This is a genomic window from Acinetobacter sp. ACZLY 512 (assembly GCF_023614015.1).
GTDB classification, from domain to species: domain Bacteria; phylum Pseudomonadota; class Gammaproteobacteria; order Pseudomonadales; family Moraxellaceae; genus Acinetobacter; species Acinetobacter soli.
The window spans coordinates 35,713-53,955 of the sequence record NZ_JAKIVI010000013.1 but is presented as its reverse complement, the minus strand read 5'-3'; the positions used below and the strand labels follow the sequence as shown (position 1 = coordinate 53,955).

Sequence of the window (18,243 nt, the reverse complement as noted above, 5' to 3'; positions counted from 1 at the left end):
GCGAACAGGTATTAAAAGCCCCATGAAATTTACCCTTCAATCGACTGCACCTGAAACACAAACGCGTGGATTTTTTGTCGCACTCACCCATGAAGAGGCACTAAAATCATTACAAAATACATATAAAATTAATGGATTAGACGCGACTCTTGCCACAACACAGTTTAAGGCTGGTTTTAACGACACTCTCCCGCTGATTGAAAAAATCGCGGCCTATCCAAATGCGCTACTGATCGGTTTGGGTGATTTGGTAGAGCTTAAAGCGGCGAAACTGGCCAAGCTCGCTCAAAGCGTGATAAAAACAGCAAACACCAAATTCCAACACATCGTACTCGATATTTCGGCCTTACCTGTCGAATTACATTATCTTTTTGCCCTGAGTCTGACTCAAGCCAATTACAGTTTTAACGAATTCAAATCTAAAAAAACAGAAACTTTACTTGAACGTATCGATTTGATTGCGACCTCGACCACGCTTGATGCCGACCAACTCAGCCTGATCGAAGCATTGGCTTCAGGCCAAGGTTTGGCACGTGATTTAGGGAATCGCCCAGGAAATATCTGCTTTCCAGAATATCTGGCCGAACAAGCCAAAGCCTTGGCTGCCGAATTTCCAGATCTGCTGAAGGTGAGTGTGCTAGACGAACAGCAAATGGCTGATTTGGGCATGAATGCCTTTTTGGCTGTCAGCAAAGGCTCTGCTCGTCCTGGACGCCTCATTACACTTGAATATAATGCGCAGCTTGAACAGGCGCCTGTGGTGCTAGTCGGTAAAGGCGTCACTTTTGATACTGGGGGGATTTCACTCAAGCCCGCACAAGGCATGGATGAAATGAAATTTGATATGTGCGGTGCTGCATCTGTGCTTGGCACGATGCGCACTTTATGTGAGGCGCGCTTACCTATTCATGTGGTGGGTGCAGTCGCTGCTGCCGAGAACATGCCGTCAGATAAAGCCACTCGACCAGGTGATATCGTCACCACCATGAGCGGTCAAACGGTGGAAATCTTAAATACCGATGCCGAAGGCCGCTTGGTGCTGTGCGATACCCTTACCTACATCAAACGCTTTAATCCAAGCGTGGTGATTGATATTGCGACACTGACTGGCGCCTGTGTGGTGGCTCTGGGCAAGGTGGTGAGTGGCTTATTTTCACCAGACGATGAGTTAGCACTTGAATTACAGCATGCAGGTGAAGATGCATTTGACCGTGTATGGCGCCTTCCTGTGATGGATGAGTATCAAGAATTACTCGATTCACCATTTGCCGACATGGCCAATATTGGTGGGCCACACGGTGGTGCAATTACCGCAGCCTGCTTCTTGCAACGCTTTACTCAAGAATATCGCTGGGCACATCTTGATGTTGCCGGTACTGCATGGTTATCTGGAACAGCCAAAGGCGCAACCGGCCGTCCAGTACCGCTTTTGGTTCAATTCTTGGCCAATCGTGTAAAAGCGAATGCCTAAAGTTAGTTTTTATCTGTTTGAAACCAGTCAGGAACGGCAAGTCGATAGTGCTTGCCGTTTGGTCCGCAAGCTCATCAAACAGCAACAAAAGTTATGGTGGTATTGTCCAGTACTGGAGCTGCAAAAAGAACTGGATGAAAAACTCTGGACCTTTGATGCTGAAAGCTTTATCGGGCATGGAATTAACCAGCCCGATGCAGCGGTATGTATTTCAGAGCAATTGCCTGATAGCGCAGAGTGGATTATTTTTAATTTTAACAATCATGCTCTTGAACATGGCATGCAGTTTAGTCACATTATTGAAATTATTGAAAATACCGAAGCGGCCAAACAGATTGGACGAGAAAAATTCAAATTTTATCGTCGTTTAGGGGTTGAACCGCGTACCTTTAAATTATAAGGACATCGCGTAGAGTTGTTGAAGGAGACTATTGTGGCATTAAATGTCGGGCATGATTTTAAAACGCGTTGGCTCAATGCACCGGAGGCGGTTCGCCAGACCTTCAAAGACGATCTTGACCGGATTTGCGATTTATTAGAGCCGAAAACTCCAATTCAATACTGGATTGAGCACGATCAAAAACAGCAACAGCTTGCACAGCAACAGATTGAAGAGGCTTATGCTGCCCTTAAAGCAGAACTGATCGAGCAAGCGCGCATTCGCAAGCAACAAGCACTAGAGAAATCACTGGCAGAAAAACGTGCCGAGCAAGCCCGTTATCACGCCGCGCTTTATGCCGATGAAGTTCAGCAGTTCAAGCAACAAAGCGTGGTTTTGGCTGAGCTACAAGCTCAGATTGAATCTGAGGTTGAGCAACTCGCTGCACGCTATCATAAAAATCCAGATGTCAGTATGGATTACTCACGTGCTAGCCGTATTTCCGACAGTCAAATCATCTCGGAGCTTGAAAGCGTACGTTTGCGCCTCGAACTTGAGGCAGATACGCGCATTGAAGAAGCCGTTGCTCAGTTTCGCAGCCAGCTAAAGCAGTCGGCACAAGAAGAAATTGACTATATTTTAAGTCGTTCAAATTTTTCAAATCACACCCGACACCAGAAATAAAAAAGCAGGCTGATCCGCCTGCTTTTTTTGCTTATTTCATAAAGCCGTGCTCGGCCAGAAATGCCATACTGATATTCGATTGATGGGTGTGTTCAGCGGCTTTGTCACCCAGCAAAAGTCGCTCGATGTAACGCGCCAATACGTCGACTTCCAAATTGACCTTGCTGCCAGTTTTCCAGGTGCCAATATTGGTACGCTCAGCCGTGTGAGGAATCAGATTCAAGCTCAGAATATTGCCGCGCAAATGATTGATGGTCAGGCTAATACCGTCTACGGTGACAGAACCTTTTTCGGCAAGGTATTTGGCAATTTCTACAGGTGCTGTGATTTCATAATAAATCGAACGCGCATCTTCACGCACCACGGTAATTTCGCCCACTGCATCCACATGCCCACTCACAATATGTCCACCAAAGCGCGTGGTCGGCAACATGGCTTTTTCCACATTGACCGGCTGGCCCACTTTCCACTGACCGAGTGTGGTTCGGTTTAAACTTTCGCGGGAAACATCCGCCGCGTACCAGTTATCTCCCCACTCAATTACGGTCAGACAAATACCGTTGGTGGCAATCGAATCACCTAAATGGACATCCGACATATCTAAATCGGTTTGAATACGCAGCCGTACATCACCACCGACATTCTGAACGCTCTCGACCTTGCCAAGACTCTCGATAATGCCTGTAAACATGGTACTTTCTCCAATGTGTAGAAGATTAATTCAGCCATAATTACCACAAGGCCAGTTGGGTGCTGTTCCCCGACGTATCAACCCCACCCAATTCGGCAAAATGATACAGTTGTCCGAGTAACTGCCGTAGTGGTGGGCCAGATTTTGCGTGCGTGTCTGTGATCACAATAAACTCAAGTACACGTGCCCGCTCCGACTGGCGCTGCTTGCTCACCCGATAGCGCGGTACATCCTGCGTCAGCAAGGTCACTTTGCCACGCTTCAGATTGGCTGTGAGCAAATCTTTTGGCTCAATGTTGCCATCGGTCGAATAGCTGGTCAGGATATAACGCGCATTGATGGTTTCGAGCAGTTTCTCATATGCATCTTTGGCATATTTTGAAGAATTATAGGGGCTTGGACGCTCTTTACGCCATGCACGATCAATCCCGCTCTTATAACCTTTGGTATCTGGCGGTGGTAAGTCGGCTTGATCCCAAAGCGTAAGTGCATTTAATACATGATAATTACTGCTGTAGGCATGCTGATTATAAGGAGGATCCAGATAAGCAACATCGACCTCAAAACTACTCATTTGTGAGGCCAGATGCTGTGCATCGACACACCACATTTCAGCAGCTGGTCGTTTCGGATCGCCAATCTCACAAAAACGGCTTGGCGTCAGCCATAATAACGACTCAATTCGCTCTAATGCAGTCTGTGTACGTCCGCCCCAGCCTTGATGAAAGCTCTTAAAGACACCGCTGGTATTACTCACAAAACTGGCCGAATACAACAAGGGCGCAAGCAAGGCACTCATTTCGACATCGTTAATCGCACCTTGTGCCTGCCATGTAGCAATCTGCTGACGAATGGCATCAATTCGCATCCCGTTACGGCGTTTAAAAAACAAGCGATCTCGACTTGGATCATAAACATCGTCATTGCGTGGACACAGATTATGCGTCACCCAGCCTTTTACTTCAGGTAACCGATTTAGGATATCAATGGCTTTTTGATAACCGCCCAATTCCTTAAAAGCAGGCGCATCGGTACAGGCCAATATCGCGTGATTCAGTGCATGACTATATGGTTCCCAGTCATTTGCAATCACACGATAGCCATTTTGTCTGGCCAGACGTGAGACCACGCCACTGCCTGCAAAGAAATCGGCAAAAATAGGAGGATTTTTTTTCTTGCTATTGAGTGTTCCAGTAATTTCTAGTGCTTCTAGAATGAGGTGTAGCAAACGACGTTTGTTCCCCAGATATGGAACCAACTGATGAAATAAATACTCATCTGTCGTTCGCGCCGCATGGCGGCGTTTATGGTAAACCGAAGCCTCTGAATTCATACTGTCTCTTGAATCGGAACTAACCTTAAGCGGATATCTTGACCGAGCTGAGCCAGATCAATCAACTGAAAACGTCGCTGCTCAGCCATGCTTTCAAATTCTGCATGAAACATGGTGCGCGCGGTTCGCCCCAGCAATGTCGGTGCTATATAGCTGATCAATTCATCGACCAAACCTTGTTGCAAGAATGCGGTCGATAAAGTGGCACCGGCTTCAACCATCACATCATAAAGATGATAGGTGTGCGCCATCGTCTTTAATAACGTATCTAAGGGTTGAATAGCCAATTGTACCACACCTAAGTCTGCAAGTTCCTGACGAAATGGCCCCATGACCATCAGCATCTCTGGCTGCTGTAAGATTTTTGCAGTTAAGGGCAAACGACCTTGTCGATCCAGCACGACACGTTTGGGCTGTACAATTTCCTGAATATCGTCAACCGCTGGTAACGAGCGAACATTGAGCTGGCAATCGTCGGCCAATACTGTCTCTATTCCAGTCACAATCGCAGCCGATCGAGCACGCCAGTAATGCACATCGAGTCGTGCATCGGCGCCGGTAATCCATTTGGATTCTCCCGATGCCATGGCCGTGCGTCCATCTAAACTGGCTGCAATTTTAAGGCGTACATAAGGTAAGCCTCCCGCCATGACCTTTAAAAACCCCCGATTCAGTTCTTGTGCCTGCTCTTCTAGCACGCCCACTTGTGTGATAATGCCTGCCTGATTCAACATGGTCTGACCTTTGCCAGCCACCAGTGGATTCGGATCAAGTGTTGCAATCACCACACGCGACAATCCCGCATGAATCAGCGCTTCGGCGCATGGTGGAGTGCGGCCATAATGCGCACATGGCTCTAACGTCACATAAGCTGTCGCGCCGCGTGCCTTTTCACCTGCTTCATGTAATGCAAAAACTTCGGCATGTGGTCCACCCACCTGTGCAGTTGCACCGCGCCCAATAATCTGCTCATCTTTGACAATCACACAACCAACGGCAGGATTAGGACGGGTACGAAACTGTGCCGATTTGGCTTGTAGTAATGCTTGAGACATCCAGTGGTGATCACGATCAACTTCAGCCATCATCTTTTAATACTCTTGTTCACGTTGTTGCATTTGTTCAATCTGACGACGAAAAGCCTCGACATCCTGAAAGTCTTGATAAACCGAGGCAAAGCGAACATAAGCCACATGATCAAGCGCAAACAACGCCTGCATGACAATTTCACCAATCACGCGGGACTTCACATCACGCTCGCCCAAACGGCGGATCTTTAACTGGATATCACTTAAAACGGCTTCGATCTGGTCTTGAGTCACGGGACGTTTTTGCAAGGCATGCATCAGGGAACGACGAAGTTTTGCCTCATCGAAAGGTTCATTTTTACCATTCGATTTAATCACACGTGGCATGACAACTTCATAACTTTCAAAAGTGGTAAAACGCTCGCCGCAACTGATACATTCGCGTCGACGACGAATCTGACATCCCTCAGCCGCCAGACGTGAATCAATCACTTTGCTGTCTGCGGCGTTGCAAAATGGACAATGCATGGCAGCTCAAATGAATTCATTTCTTTGAGCTAATGTAGCAAAAAATTAGACGCTTGAAAAATCGCACCAACACAACGACATAAAAAAACAGCCTGAGCGGCTGTTTTTTTATAAAAGAGCAAATTATTCGATGCGTTCGCCGTGCTGGCTCAAGTCCAAGCCCATACGCTCGTCGTCAGATGTCACGCGGATACCAATGATCACATCTATCACTTTGAGGATAATAAAGGTCAGTACTGCGCTGTACGCGATAGTCGCAAGTACGCCTTCAATTTGAATCCAAAGCTGATGTACAACGCTTGCAGGTGCTTTGTCGCCCATGATGAACGGACTTGCAAAAACAGCTGTTAAAATCGCGCCGGCAATACCACCTACGGCATGTAAACCAAATGCATCTAGAGAATCGTCTGCTTTGAGCATACGCTTCAAACCTGAAATTCCCCAGAAGCATACTGCACCGCCAATTAAGCCCATAATTAATGCGCCGCTGACGGTGACAAAACCTGCTGCCGGCGTAATCACGACCAAACCTGCGACCGCACCAGAAAGTAAGCCAAGTAATGAGGTTTTGCCACGTACCACTTTTTCAACCAGACCCCAAGAAAGCGCGGCAGCAGCGGCAGCCACTTGCGTAGTGACCAATGCGTATCCTGCTGCACCATTGGCTGCAAGTGCAGAACCACCGTTAAATCCAAACCAACCCACCCAAAGCAAGCTTGCACCAATTACTGTAAGTGCAAGGTTATGTGGTGCCATGGATTCTTTACCCAACCCAATACGCTTACCTAACATATAAGCAGCAACCAAACCAGCGACACCGGAGTTGATATGAACAACGGTACCACCGGCAAAATCAAGTGCACCATCGCTACCTAACCAGCCACCGCCCCACACCCAATGGGTAATAGGTGCATAGACCACAATCACCCAAATGGTGATAAACGCCACAAACGCGCCAAATTTCATACGCTCTGCAACCGAACCACTAATAATGGCAACCGTAATGATTGCAAAGGTCATTTGGAAAATAACAAACAGAATTTCTGGAATAGTGCCACTGAGTGCTGTGGTGGTGATTCCTGAAAGCATGATTTTATCGAGGCCACCCACAAAGGCATTACCCGGACTAAAGGCCAAGGTATAACCAATAACAACCCAAACCAAACTCACAATTGCAGCCGCGACAAAGCTATGTGCCATAGTGCTTAAAACGTTTTTCTTACGCACCATGCCGCCGTAGAAAAGTGCCAAGCCCGGAATAGTCATCAAAAGAACCAAAGCTGTGGAGATCAGAATCCACGCGGTATCACCCGAATCCATTTTAGGTGTTGCTGCTGGTGCAGGCGCTGCCTCAGTCGATGCGGTGGACGGTGCTTCTACCGTACCAGTCACAGGTGCTGGTGTCGTTGTTGCAGCAACGGTTGTTGTTTCGGCTGTCGGCGCAGATGCAGCATTCTCTGCCCATGCCGCCGAACCACCTAAAAGCGCACCAGTTAGACTTAGCGCTAAAAGCATTTTTTTCATTCGTATCCCCCAACCTCAATTTTTATGAGTTATTTTGTACTCAGCAAACTTTATGCCAACACTTAAACGGCATCTGCTCCAGTTTCGCCTGTACGAATACGGATCACTTGTTCTAGGTTCGTTACAAAGATTTTTCCGTCACCAATTTTTCCTGTGCTTGCAACGCGAGTGATTGATTCAATCACGGCATCTACCATTTCATCGCTGATCGCAATTTCAATTTTTACTTTTGGAAGAAAATCAACGACATATTCAGCACCACGGTACAATTCAGTGTGGCCTTTTTGACGTCCAAATCCTTTCACTTCCGTGACAGTAATCCCTTGAACTCCGATTTCGGAAAGGGCCTCACGCACATCATCCAGCTTAAATGGTTTTACAATTGCAGTTACGAGCTTCATGTTTGTTTTCCTTCGGCTTCTTTCACCAGTAAGGTTTTATGTTCAATTTTCATGCCAATATGTCTAAGGTTGGGGGAAATAGAAATAAAAGCATGAGTTGTCTTTATAACCTATTTGCCCTTTCAGATGTAGCTTTGACCTTAAAAATTCGGCTTTTTTCTAAGAACGATTAATTTTTTGAATGAATTAAGATTGTTTTGATAATCTAGACTTTAGCCAAAATAGCAGGGATGCTAAACTGTGCTCAAATCTTATAAAGCATTGTGTATACGTTATGATTGAGACGCTTATTGCTGCCATTCTTGAGCAGATGGATCAACCCAAAAAAGACCTTGAACACAATTTACGTGCGCTTTTAAACGAAGCTGTCGAGAAACTCGATTTGGTGTCTCATCACGAAATCGAACGTCAACGTATCGCGCTCGAACAGGCCAATATGCGTCTTACTCAATTACAAGAACAAATCACATTACTTGAAGAGCACCTCCAAAATAATCAATAAGCCTCTTTTTAGCGCACTTTTTCGATTTAAAATTATTTAAAAAAAGCACCATAATGGAACAATAATATCATGTCTTTTGCCAAAATTCTCACGCGAGGAGTTTTAGGGTTACACGCACCACAAATTGAAGTAGAAGTTCATTTAAGTCAAGGGCTTCCATCACTGACCATCGTTGGTTTACCAGAGGCTGCCGTTCGCGAAAGTAAAGATCGGGTGCGCTCAGCCATTATCAACAGTGGCTTTCAGTTTCCCAGTAAACGCCTCACAATAAACCTTGCTCCAGCAGATTTGCCCAAAGATGGGTCACGTTTAGACCTTCCCATTGCCTTGGGAATTTTGGTCGCATCTGGACAACTTCCCGAAGGCTGCACCAATGGTTATGAGTTGGTAGGCGAACTGGCTCTCGATGGCCATCTTCGTCCAGTCAGTAGCACATTGACCATTGCAATTGCCTGCCAGCAGGCAGGACATCAACTCATTGCCCCGCAAGACAACAGTCTTGAAATTGGTCAGTTACCACAGTTTCAGGCCTATGTAGCCAGCCATTTAAAACAGGTCTGTGATCACTTTCAAAAGATTCATCCGCTTGATCCGGTTGTATTGATACAAGATCACGATCTACATCACTACCCTTTTGATCTTGCCGATGTCAAAGGTCAGCTACGTCCTCGCCGCGCTCTTGAAATTGCGGCAGCTGGAGGACACTCACTCTTATTTAGAGGGCCACCGGGAACAGGTAAAACTTTGCTGGCGTCACGCTTACCCAGCATATTGCCACCACTGTCTGCCCAAGAAAATCTAGAAGTGGCCAGCATCTATTCAATTGCAAATACCCGTCATCCATTTGGTTTAAGGCCATTTCGAGCACCGCATCATACTGCTTCAGCCATCGCCTTGGTGGGGGGTGGTGTAAAAAATAAAATTATTTGCAATTTCCATTAATATATGCAATTTTACAGAATTAAATGCAATTTGATATAAATTATAATGGCTTTAAAAATTAAAGAATTTCCAAAAAATTCTAATTTTTGGAGAGTTGATGCTGTAACTCGCATCAAAAAGAATCGTAACGTAGATAGCGAGCCATTAGCTCAGGTTTTATGTAGTGAGATACAAGACTCTTCTATTAATCCATTTCTTTCATCAAATCGTATCTCAAACACATTTTCACTTTGGATCGGTGTTGGTCAATTAGCTAAAATACGACTTGGTTCAATTTGGCAAGAAAAAAAATGTATCCAAATCCCTTCAAGTGATAAATCTTATCTTTCAGAGAAAAGCTTCTCAATTAATACAGATAAAATTATAAGAACACGATGGAATCAGACTATAACTTTTAATGATAGAAGTTTTTATCCGATCCCTTTCAAAGCTTTAAATGTAGGTGAAAACTTCGACCTCATAAAACATACTATGGTTTATGTAGCACCTTGTGAAGATGCTTCAACAGTCCTTATTATTCCTTCTTTTGTAGTGCTTTCGAGCTACTATTGTTCATCCAGTAAGATTACGCGTGCAGTATTTTCAAATAATATAGATAGTTTAATTGTAGATCATGAATCTGAGGTTTTGGATAATGGTAATGTCAAACTTGTTTTAAGGAAAAATTGCGACGATGCTGATAGGCATTCCCTTGCAAGGTGGAAAGCTAGTTATGTTATGGATAATGAAATTACCAATATGTTTAAGCGAATTCAGTCACATAATATCAATACTGCTGGTTCGAATAAATCGGCTCAATCTGAAGGCGCAATATTAGATATAGGTTTTCCGTTCAAAGGAAATACTACTTTAACAGTAACAGGTAAATTCATACTTTTAGATGAAGCAAACGAAACCCTAAAAACAAAGAATCTTTGGGGATTTCTAGTTTTGGCCATTAATGAATGCTCTCATCCCTACCCTTACAAAAAAATTCATCATGAAAGGCATAACGACAATGATCAAGTCGAAGGAGAAGATCCAACAAAACCTGCATGGAATGGAGTTTCTAGTGGAGGTGGTTCTACTGAAGACGAAGATGATGACGATAATGATCTTGAAGTTGGTTCAGATGACGAAACGAATAGTCGTCCAACAATAAATATCTTATTGTCTGGCACTAAATTTACTGATCTTAATAATATAGAAATGATTAAGATCAAAAAAACGACCCAAACCAGCCAATCTGATAAAAATAAGAAAAGCGATGAGCCACCTGAAAATAATGAGTATGGTACTGGTGAGCCAACTAACCAAGATACATCTTCAGATCCTTTAAATATTAGACAAAATAACGATCCTGACATTCCAAGGAGTAACTTACCATCAGATATCACTAATTTCTTTAAAGCTATTAATTATATTAGATCATCTCAACACGACAATGGCTGGAAGCTCAACTCAATTACCTATGAAAATCGCGGATGGAAAATTAACATAAATAATGGTCTAGAAAAACTGTCTGCATTTCCTATTAAGATAAAAAGATGTGTTTCATGGCATCTTATATATAGAAATAAACAAGATCTAAGTAAATCAATACCTAGAGCTGTTGCGATTATACAACTTACAATAAATCACTCAAAAACTGTATATTTATTCGAAATGGAAAAGAAAACAGATTCAGATGCCCACTGCTTACTTATCGTTAGAAATCAAAATTATGGCATCATTGATAGTCATATTATAAAATCATTCCTAAGATCTACAGCTAGAAAAAACCGTTGGACTTTGGGCTTTAACAATTTATACTTTCACAGAATAGAACATCGTCATAAATCAACTAATGACTTTGCCAACAATATTATTGATATCGTCAAAAATATCTGATTTCTATTTTGCAAATAATTAAAATTTTATAACTCATAAAAACGATAATTATGCAGGGTTGTAAAACTGATCATGGTGATGTTATTTTACAAGGTCATTTGGGTATATCTACAAGTGGGATTCGAAAGACTATATGGTAGCTTGCTCCAAATATAAGGGTATTTTTCCCTATTTCAGAGGGTGCAGAGAATTTTATCCTCCCTGACGGTAATCTTGTTGCTTTGGCTACGTTGAAAACTGCATGTGGTGCAACCCTGTTACTTAGTTCCGTTTTAGTTGTTATTGAACCTAATTCGCCTTTTGGATCTAAACTAACAGGAAATCTGAATGATGAGGATGAAGAAACAACTCCGCCACCTGTTGATCGTTCAGGACATTTTCAATTAGTCGATCAAAATATAGGGAAGGTAGGACATAATCAGAACTAGTCCAGTGTCACGGAACGCTTAAAAGAACTGGATCGATTTTTAGGGCATCAAACCCCGTATAAGCCCAGAGTCAATAAGATCCATGAAAAAGATAGTTATATGTATCAAAATTTTTGTGGCTATTCATTATAAAAATAAAACATTTGGTAGATTAGATACTCTATCACTTTAAAAATTAGAGGAATAGCAGCCATTCAATATGAGAAGCTTAAAAGAAACTTATAAATTTTTAGCTGCTTTTAACTTGCAAAATTTTATGGCTATCTTTATAAAGTTAATTATGAAAAGAAAATTTCAATAGATTCTAATTTAAATTTTCAAGATCTACTAATACCTTAGCTGGATATACTTTCTCCCAGTTACTTTTAAATATTTTATGTACTTTATCTATGTCAAAATTGCTCTCACGACCAACCTTTTGAGCATATGATATATCTTTTGCTCTCATATAAGCTATTAAATAAAATTCATTATTTAATTCAAGTTGAAACCAAGATTCTATATATACTTGCTCAGCTTTTAATGTCTCAATAGCTTCAGATTTTCTTTTGTTAATTTCATTTTGCCAAGACTCAACATTAGCCTCAGAATTAACTTTAAGCTTAATTAAAACAGCACCAACATCTGTATCCATAATTTTTTACCTATGATTTTTAACAAATTAATCGTGTAAAATCGATTAATTAAAATTATTAAAAAGTGAATATGTACTTTAAGTTTTAGTTAATTCTCTTAAAATTTAAAGTGGCTTTTATGAAATTTTTTGAATTCTATCTTAAGAGCATATTGATTTCAACTAATGATTTGCGTAACATGCGAACCGTGGAAGCTACTTGAAACATTTAATGAATAAATAACAAACCTCTTGCAAAAGTTAAAAAATGATCATATCTAAATATTGATTTTATTACTTTCATTAATTCTAAAATTTTTGAAAATGATGCCTTGTGCTAGAGGTTTATCATTATAAAAAGCAATTCCACAAATACTTGAAAATTAGGAGAAACATATGACTATTGAAAATGAAAAATTTATCCCAAATGTTGATGAACTTAATGAAGAAAAATCACATGATTTTAAATCTAAGGGGATTCAATTACTTCTTCCTGAAGAACTTGAAGATGTATCTGGTGCTGTAGCATGCCAATATGGTTACGATGTACCTAATGGTTATGCTTAATAATAATCTTTAATTTATAAAAGTGATTGGTTAACACATGTTAGCCAATCTGAATTTCATAGAAAAATATATTTAATAGGTATGTCATGGATTTTTATAGTGCTTTTCCACAACCAAAAGAAAGAATATTTGAGAGTAGATTACTAAAAAACAGTGAAACAGTTTTCACATATAAAACTTTATCAGATAATTTAAGTAATTTGATTGATTATGATTTTGAAAAAATTAACATTAGTCTTGAAAAAATCGATGTTAAAAGACGTTTGAATCCTAATTTACATACTGCTGTACATAGATCAATAAATGCATATAAAGCAAATGATGCAGATGATGCATTAAGTACTTTGAAATGGATTGAATCCAATAATCCTTATCAAAATGATGAGCTGATTATACGACCACCTATGCACACATATTCGGACTTCATATCCATCAATCATATTCACAATGAAGAAACTCAAGATGTAAGTGGGCGTAAAGCTGAAGTCTATAAAACAGATGAAGAAGAAATTAAAAAATTCATCCCACAAATCAATGAAGTACTTGAGTTAATAAAGGAAAATGATCATCTTTTATACGATGAAGTTACTCCAATTGTTTCTAACATAGTTTTGTTTAAAGCACAAGCAATTATGGGTGGGTCGTTATCAAGATCGTACGGTAATATTTACATTGCTATTCCAAATTATGATTTTGTATCTCAAGGTGGAAAAGAAGTTGATGGTGTTGAGTACTTTATGGAACATATTGTACATGAAACATCACATAACCTACTTTTTGGTATAGAGCTTAAAGAAAAATTGGTTTTAAATAAGTTATCTGATCGCTTTGAAGCACCACTGAGATCTGACCCAAGGCCTATGTATGGAATTTTCCATGCTGCATTTGTTATTTCAAGAATGGTAAGAATATTCAGAATTCTTGAATCAAATGGTTATAAGCAATATGGAAAATATATTCAACACTTTGAACCAAGATTACAAAAAGCTTTAAGAGTAATTAAAGCCAATGGTAATCTTTCAAATAATGGCTGGTATATGCTTAAAACAATTGAAGAGTGTGGTATGGGTTGATGAACCTTATAAATTTAAATAATGATATACCTTTTTTTCAAACTAATAAAAAAAGTACGATTTTTAAAGATTTTTTTACTGTTAAAACATGTACGAAATTAAAATTTTTAGAAACTGAAAAGCTTTTTTATGGATATAGTTGTGGTGAACTCTCGGAGACTTTATTACAGAAATCTGTTAGTGAACTTAAAGAAAGATTATATGGTTATATAAATTTATTAGATAATAAAAATTTTTTGGCTTATGACATAGTAAATCATGAGCCAAAATTTAAGGAGAATGTTAAATTCTTCTTTGGTTTGACAGATAATTCATATATCTATAATGACTCAACTGGCTTAGCTTATCATCCAACTAATTTTGAGTTAGCATTAAATCATGGAAAAAATGAATTAAATGAAAGATATATTCTGGGAAAACTTTGGTTAAATAAAGTTAAAGTTGATAAAATTATATCTACACCTATTAGTGAAAAAATCAGATTAAAACAATATCTTATTAATGAATATAAATTCTGTGTCACGCTTTGCATATTTGAAGACTTTATTTCTTTAGGGTGTTCAGTTGATACACTAATTGAAACGGCTAAGATAAAATCTAAGGCAGAAGCTTTTATGGTTGCAGATGAATTTTACTCAGACAGATTAGTTATTAATAAAAGCAAACATAAAGAAGCTTTAAGAAAATGTTTCGATTTAGAATTTATAAAATATATAGAAAATAAGTTTGATAATGCACTATCAAATATAGCATATGATAAGGAATGTCTTACAGAAATTTATTATATAAATTTGAAAGTAGAAAAAGGCTTTTTAGTAAGAGTTTTTTCTCCTGATTTTATACATTACAGCCATCTTAAAGATGAAAATAGCTTAATAGTACCATTAATATGAAAAGAAATTTGTTTAGAAAAGAAGCCATTGAATCAGTTAAGATTCAAAATAGCATTTATGGAGAAACTCTATCTGACAAAAAAAAAATTAACACAATTTTTTTTAGTGTTATTTTTTTAACTATATTTCTTTTAGTAATATTATTCTTTTTTGAAATTGATGATACTGTTGAAATTGATGGAATTTTTGATTATAAAAACAATGAAACTGTTATAAAAATGCCAGAAGATGGATATTTAAGCTCTTTATTAGTTAAAAATGGAAGTATTATTGATGTTGGCGATAAAATTGCAATTTATCATACTGATTTAGCGAATATTGAAAAATACCAAAAAATTAAATTAAATAAAGAAAATTTAATGGAAATTTTGGTTAAAAAAAAGAATTTAATTGAAGGTAAAAAATATATTATAAAAAATCAAAATTCAATTTTACTTCAAAGTGAGATTTCAAAAATAATTAGTATTACAAAGAAAATCAAATTATCTTCTGATAAAATTTTAAATATAAATAATACTATAAAAAGGTACAAAGAAGGTTTTTATAATAATTCTATTTCTTTCGATGAATTAAATAGCAAAGTAATAGAATTAAATATTGAAAAAAGTAATTATGAAGAATTAACTTCTGAAAGAAATATAGCCACTACCAATGTTGCTAGTTTAAAAGAGTCTTTTTTACTAGATTCTAAAAATTTAGAAACTGATAAAAATAGTATTGACGAAGAAATTTCGAAAATCCGAAATGAATTAACTAGTATTGATCTCATGAATAATAAATTTATTTATTCGAATAAAGCTGGGAAAATTGAATTTATATATGATAAGTCTAATGATACATTTGCTAAGCATGAACTGATAGCTCGTGTAGTTCCTCAGCAGAACAATTTAGAAGCTATTGTATATATTAAAAATGACGCATTAATTGATATTAAAGTCGGTACAAAAGTAAAGATTAAAGTAGATGGAATTCCATATCAAAAATATGGTTATTTAAATGGAGTAATATATTCAATGACAACTTCCCCTCATGTAGTTGAAAAAGATAAATATTATATTGGATATATTAAAATTCATAAGAATGAAAAATATCCAAATATTTTTCCAAAAATGAATATAAAGATCAATATTATAAAAAATAGAATTAAAATCTATGAATGGATTATTGGAATTTAGATAGAATAAAATTAAAATTTTAATGAGTAAAATTTAATATGAGTAAAAAATATAAAGTTATTCTGCAAAATGAAGCATCTGAATGTGGATTGGCATGTATTTGTATAATATCAAGTTATTATGGCAGAACAATTGAGTTATCTACGCTAAGGCTTAAAAAGCCTATCTCTTTAAAAGGAATGACTTTATCAAATATTATTTCAGTTTCAAAGTTCTTAAAATTAGATACTAGAGCTATTAAGCTTGATATTGAGAATTTAATTAATCTAAAAAAACCATGTATTCTCCATTGGAATTTTAATCACTTCGTTGTTTTAAAAGAAGTTAATAAAAAATATATTACAATTATCGATCCAGCAATTGGTATTAGAAAGTTATCAATTAATGAAGTATCAAATTCTTTCACAGGTGTAGCATTAGAGGTCTGGCCTAATGCTGAATTTCAACCTTTAAATATTCCATTAAATTTTGGTTTAAATAAATTCTTAAAATTACAGAATACAAAATACAAAGATACTCTTATAAAGATTTTACTTATTTCAATATTTATTGAAATTTTTGTAATTTTATCACCTCTTTTTTTGAAAAATATTGTTGATAAATTCATTGTTTATTCAGATAACAAAGTTTTATTCTCCTTAATATCTCTTTTCACAATAATTTATTTTTTGCAATATATTAGTATATTTTTAAGAGGCTGGATTATTGTTGAAACTGGTGCTGATTTAAATTTAAAATGGAAAGCCAATATTTTTAACCATCTAATAAGGCTTCCGATAAAATATTTTCAAAATAGACACTTAGGTGATATTGTTTCAAGAATACAATCTATCGACAATATACAAAAAGCTATGACATCATCCATTATTGAGTCATTAATTGATGGATTAATGTGCTTATTAATTTTGATTGTAATTTTTTCTTATAGCTCTTTAATTGGATCAATTATTTTATTATCAATAGCTATTTACACTTTATTCAGATTTTTTTATTATGAAAAAATGAATAATGATTTATTTAAAGAAATATTATTTTCTGCAAATCAGCAAACAAACATGCTTGAAACTGTTCGTGGAATAAAAACAATTAAGTTATTCAATAAAGAGACTGATAGACAATTATCATGGTTGAAGTTATTATCTTTACAACTCAATGCGAGCATAACAACACAAAAAAATGAAATTTTTAGCAAATTTATATTTAATATAATTTTCTTAATCCAACATATTTCTTCAATTGTTATTGGTGCATTTATTGTGATTGAAGGTAGTTTCACTTTAGGTGTTTTTGTTTTACTCATATCATATAAAATCATTATAGATAATAGAATTGTTTTATTTATAGATAATTTTTTTAAGATTAGAAATTTAAATATTCATGTAAATAGAATGGCCGATATATATTTAACCAAAAAGGAAGATGAAATTTATTTAGATAATGAATTATCTAATTTTGATATTAGTGTCAAGAATATTTCCTTTAGTTATATAGGAACAAATAGTATGGTTTTTTCAAATATTGACTTATTTATTCCTTATGGAAGTTCTATAGCAATTACTGGTCCTTCCGGGTGTGGTAAAACATCATTTATAAATCTAATATTAGGAGTAGAAAATAATTACAGTGGTGATATTTTTTTAGGTAACATAAATATTAAAGATATTGGATATAATGAATTAAGAAATTATATTTCAAGTGTTAGTCAAGAGGACAACCTCTTTGCTGGTTCCATTTTAGATAATATCTCATTTTTTGATTCTGAAGTCGATGAAGAATATGTTTATGAATGTGCTAAAAATGCGTTTATTTTTGATGAAATAACTGAATTTCCTATGAAATTTAATACTTTAATTGGGGATATGGGTACTGTTTTATCTGGTGGACAAAAGCAAAGAATTCTAATTGCTAGAGCTCTTTATAAAAGGCCTAAAATTCTAGTTATGGATGAAGCAACTAGTCATCTTGATACATATAAAGAAAGTCAAATAAATGAAGTGATGAAGAACCTAAACATTACTAGAATAATTGTTGCACACCGTCCTGATACTATAAATAGTGCTGACATTATTTATAAATTTACTACTGATGGGCTAATAAAGATCTGAGTTTGGTTATTAATTTTTTTGAAGGCTTCTTCAATAA

Annotated in this window: 17 protein-coding genes and 1 pseudogene; 11 read left to right on the top strand and 7 right to left on the bottom strand. The window is 37.3% G+C overall.

Annotated elements, in window-relative coordinates; genetic code table 11:
• The first annotated feature begins 22 nt into the window (after positions 1-22).
• From L2096_RS13520 to blhA, 3 genes are read left to right on the top strand one after another with little or no spacing between them, the layout of a single operon-like run.
• Complete coding sequence (locus L2096_RS13520; protein ID WP_250365648.1) at positions 23-1,471, top strand: leucyl aminopeptidase; 1,449 nt, start codon at positions 23-25, stop codon at positions 1,469-1,471.
• A complete protein-coding gene (locus L2096_RS13515; protein ID WP_004932238.1) occupies positions 1,464-1,871 on the top strand; it encodes a DNA polymerase III subunit chi in 408 nt (135 codons plus the stop codon). The genes L2096_RS13520 and L2096_RS13515 overlap by 8 nt, the downstream gene beginning before the upstream one ends.
• 33 nt (positions 1,872-1,904) lie before the next feature.
• The gene (gene blhA / locus L2096_RS13510; RefSeq protein WP_250365631.1) at positions 1,905-2,534 is read left to right on the top strand and encodes a cell division protein BlhA; all 630 of its coding nucleotides are present in this window, start codon (positions 1,905-1,907) and stop codon (positions 2,532-2,534) included.
• Between the two features lie 31 nt (positions 2,535-2,565).
• Here the strand turns inward: blhA and L2096_RS13505 are convergent, their stop codons facing one another.
• From L2096_RS13505 to glnK, 6 genes are all read right to left on the bottom strand, one after another.
• The gene (locus L2096_RS13505; protein WP_004932232.1) at positions 2,566-3,225 is read right to left on the bottom strand and encodes a riboflavin synthase; all 660 of its coding nucleotides are present in this window, start codon (positions 3,223-3,225) and stop codon (positions 2,566-2,568) included.
• A 40-nt stretch (positions 3,226-3,265) separates the two neighbouring features.
• Positions 3,266-4,558 carry a DNA adenine methylase gene (locus tag L2096_RS13500; protein ID WP_004932229.1) on the bottom strand — a complete coding sequence of 431 codons (1,293 nt, stop codon included), beginning with the start codon at positions 4,556-4,558 and terminating at the stop codon, positions 3,266-3,268.
• A complete protein-coding gene (ribD, locus tag L2096_RS13495; RefSeq protein ID WP_250365647.1) occupies positions 4,555-5,643 on the bottom strand; it encodes a bifunctional diaminohydroxyphosphoribosylaminopyrimidine deaminase/5-amino-6-(5-phosphoribosylamino)uracil reductase RibD in 1,089 nt (362 codons plus the stop codon). Before ribD ends, L2096_RS13500 begins: the two co-directional genes overlap by 4 nt.
• Before the next feature lie 6 nt (positions 5,644-5,649).
• A complete protein-coding gene (nrdR, locus tag L2096_RS13490; protein ID WP_004932226.1) occupies positions 5,650-6,114 on the bottom strand; it encodes a transcriptional regulator NrdR in 465 nt (154 codons plus the stop codon).
• Positions 6,115-6,237: 123 nt separating this feature from the next.
• A complete protein-coding gene (locus L2096_RS13485; RefSeq protein ID WP_250365630.1) occupies positions 6,238-7,638 on the bottom strand; it encodes an ammonium transporter in 1,401 nt (466 codons plus the stop codon).
• Positions 7,639-7,700: 62 nt separating this feature from the next.
• Positions 7,701-8,039, bottom strand: a complete 339-nt coding sequence (glnK, locus tag L2096_RS13480) for a P-II family nitrogen regulator (RefSeq protein WP_004281042.1) — start codon at positions 8,037-8,039, stop codon at positions 7,701-7,703.
• A gap of 274 nt (positions 8,040-8,313) precedes the next feature.
• Between glnK and L2096_RS13475 the strand changes: the two genes are divergently transcribed.
• From L2096_RS13475 to L2096_RS13465, 3 genes and pseudogenes are all read left to right on the top strand, one after another.
• Positions 8,314-8,541 carry an accessory factor UbiK family protein gene (locus L2096_RS13475; RefSeq protein WP_004932220.1) on the top strand — a complete coding sequence of 76 codons (228 nt, stop codon included), beginning with the start codon at positions 8,314-8,316 and terminating at the stop codon, positions 8,539-8,541.
• A gap of 69 nt (positions 8,542-8,610) precedes the next feature.
• A pseudogene (locus tag L2096_RS13470) lies at positions 8,611-9,450 on the top strand (YifB family Mg chelatase-like AAA ATPase); the annotation flags it as partial.
• 78 nt (positions 9,451-9,528) lie between these two features.
• Positions 9,529-11,352, top strand: coding sequence for a hypothetical protein (locus L2096_RS13465; RefSeq protein ID WP_250365629.1), 1,824 nt, complete (start codon positions 9,529-9,531; stop codon positions 11,350-11,352).
• A 732-nt stretch (positions 11,353-12,084) separates the two neighbouring features.
• Here the strand turns inward: L2096_RS13465 and L2096_RS13460 are convergent.
• Positions 12,085-12,414 carry a DUF6176 family protein gene (locus tag L2096_RS13460; protein ID WP_250365628.1) on the bottom strand — a complete coding sequence of 110 codons (330 nt, stop codon included), beginning with the start codon at positions 12,412-12,414 and terminating at the stop codon, positions 12,085-12,087.
• A 375-nt stretch (positions 12,415-12,789) separates the two neighbouring features.
• Between L2096_RS13460 and L2096_RS13455 the strand changes: the two genes are divergently transcribed.
• The 5 genes from L2096_RS13455 (at position 12,790) to L2096_RS13435 (ending at position 18,206) form a co-directional block, all read left to right on the top strand.
• Positions 12,790-12,960 carry a hypothetical protein gene (locus L2096_RS13455; protein ID WP_250365627.1) on the top strand — a complete coding sequence of 57 codons (171 nt, stop codon included), beginning with the start codon at positions 12,790-12,792 and terminating at the stop codon, positions 12,958-12,960.
• Between the two features lie 86 nt (positions 12,961-13,046).
• The gene (locus L2096_RS13450) at positions 13,047-14,033 is read left to right on the top strand and encodes an aKG-HExxH-type peptide beta-hydroxylase (protein ID WP_250365626.1); all 987 of its coding nucleotides are present in this window, start codon (positions 13,047-13,049) and stop codon (positions 14,031-14,033) included.
• Entirely contained in the window at positions 14,033-14,926 is an 894-nt protein-coding gene (locus tag L2096_RS13445) for a hypothetical protein (RefSeq protein ID WP_250365625.1), read from the top strand. Before L2096_RS13450 ends, L2096_RS13445 begins: the two co-directional genes overlap by 1 nt.
• The gene (locus L2096_RS13440; protein ID WP_250365624.1) at positions 14,923-16,101 is read left to right on the top strand and encodes an HlyD family secretion protein; all 1,179 of its coding nucleotides are present in this window, start codon (positions 14,923-14,925) and stop codon (positions 16,099-16,101) included. Before L2096_RS13445 ends, L2096_RS13440 begins: the two co-directional genes overlap by 4 nt.
• 38 nt (positions 16,102-16,139) lie before the next feature.
• Complete coding sequence (locus tag L2096_RS13435; RefSeq protein WP_250365623.1) at positions 16,140-18,206, top strand: peptidase domain-containing ABC transporter; 2,067 nt, start codon at positions 16,140-16,142, stop codon at positions 18,204-18,206.
• Positions 18,207-18,243: the final 37 nt, after the last annotated feature.

Bases quoted from the DNA above. Each gene is read 5' to 3' on its own strand.
- L2096_RS13520 (WP_250365648.1), top strand. From the start codon at position 23: ATGAAATTTACCCTTCAATCGACTGCACCTGAAACACAAACGCGTGGA.
- L2096_RS13515 (WP_004932238.1), top strand. From the start codon at position 1,464: ATGCCTAAAGTTAGTTTTTATCTGTTTGAAACCAGTCAGGAACGGCAA.
- L2096_RS13505 (WP_004932232.1), bottom strand. From the start codon at position 3,225: ATGTTTACAGGCATTATCGAGAGTCTTGGCAAGGTCGAGAGCGTTCAG.
- L2096_RS13500 (WP_004932229.1), bottom strand. From the start codon at position 4,558: ATGAATTCAGAGGCTTCGGTTTACCATAAACGCCGCCATGCGGCGCGA.
- ribD (WP_250365647.1), bottom strand. From the start codon at position 5,643: ATGGCTGAAGTTGATCGTGATCACCACTGGATGTCTCAAGCATTACTA.
- nrdR (WP_004932226.1), bottom strand. From the start codon at position 6,114: ATGCATTGTCCATTTTGCAACGCCGCAGACAGCAAAGTGATTGATTCA.
- L2096_RS13485 (WP_250365630.1), bottom strand. From the start codon at position 7,638: ATGAAAAAAATGCTTTTAGCGCTAAGTCTAACTGGTGCGCTTTTAGGT.
- glnK (WP_004281042.1), bottom strand. From the start codon at position 8,039: ATGAAGCTCGTAACTGCAATTGTAAAACCATTTAAGCTGGATGATGTG.
- L2096_RS13475 (WP_004932220.1), top strand. From the start codon at position 8,314: ATGATTGAGACGCTTATTGCTGCCATTCTTGAGCAGATGGATCAACCC.
- L2096_RS13465 (WP_250365629.1), top strand. From the start codon at position 9,529: ATGGCTTTAAAAATTAAAGAATTTCCAAAAAATTCTAATTTTTGGAGA.
- L2096_RS13460 (WP_250365628.1), bottom strand. From the start codon at position 12,414: ATGGATACAGATGTTGGTGCTGTTTTAATTAAGCTTAAAGTTAATTCT.
- L2096_RS13455 (WP_250365627.1), top strand. From the start codon at position 12,790: ATGACTATTGAAAATGAAAAATTTATCCCAAATGTTGATGAACTTAAT.
- L2096_RS13450 (WP_250365626.1), top strand. From the start codon at position 13,047: ATGGATTTTTATAGTGCTTTTCCACAACCAAAAGAAAGAATATTTGAG.
- L2096_RS13445 (WP_250365625.1), top strand. From the start codon at position 14,033: ATGAACCTTATAAATTTAAATAATGATATACCTTTTTTTCAAACTAAT.
- L2096_RS13440 (WP_250365624.1), top strand. From the start codon at position 14,923: ATGAAAAGAAATTTGTTTAGAAAAGAAGCCATTGAATCAGTTAAGATT.
- L2096_RS13435 (WP_250365623.1), top strand. From the start codon at position 16,140: ATGAGTAAAAAATATAAAGTTATTCTGCAAAATGAAGCATCTGAATGT.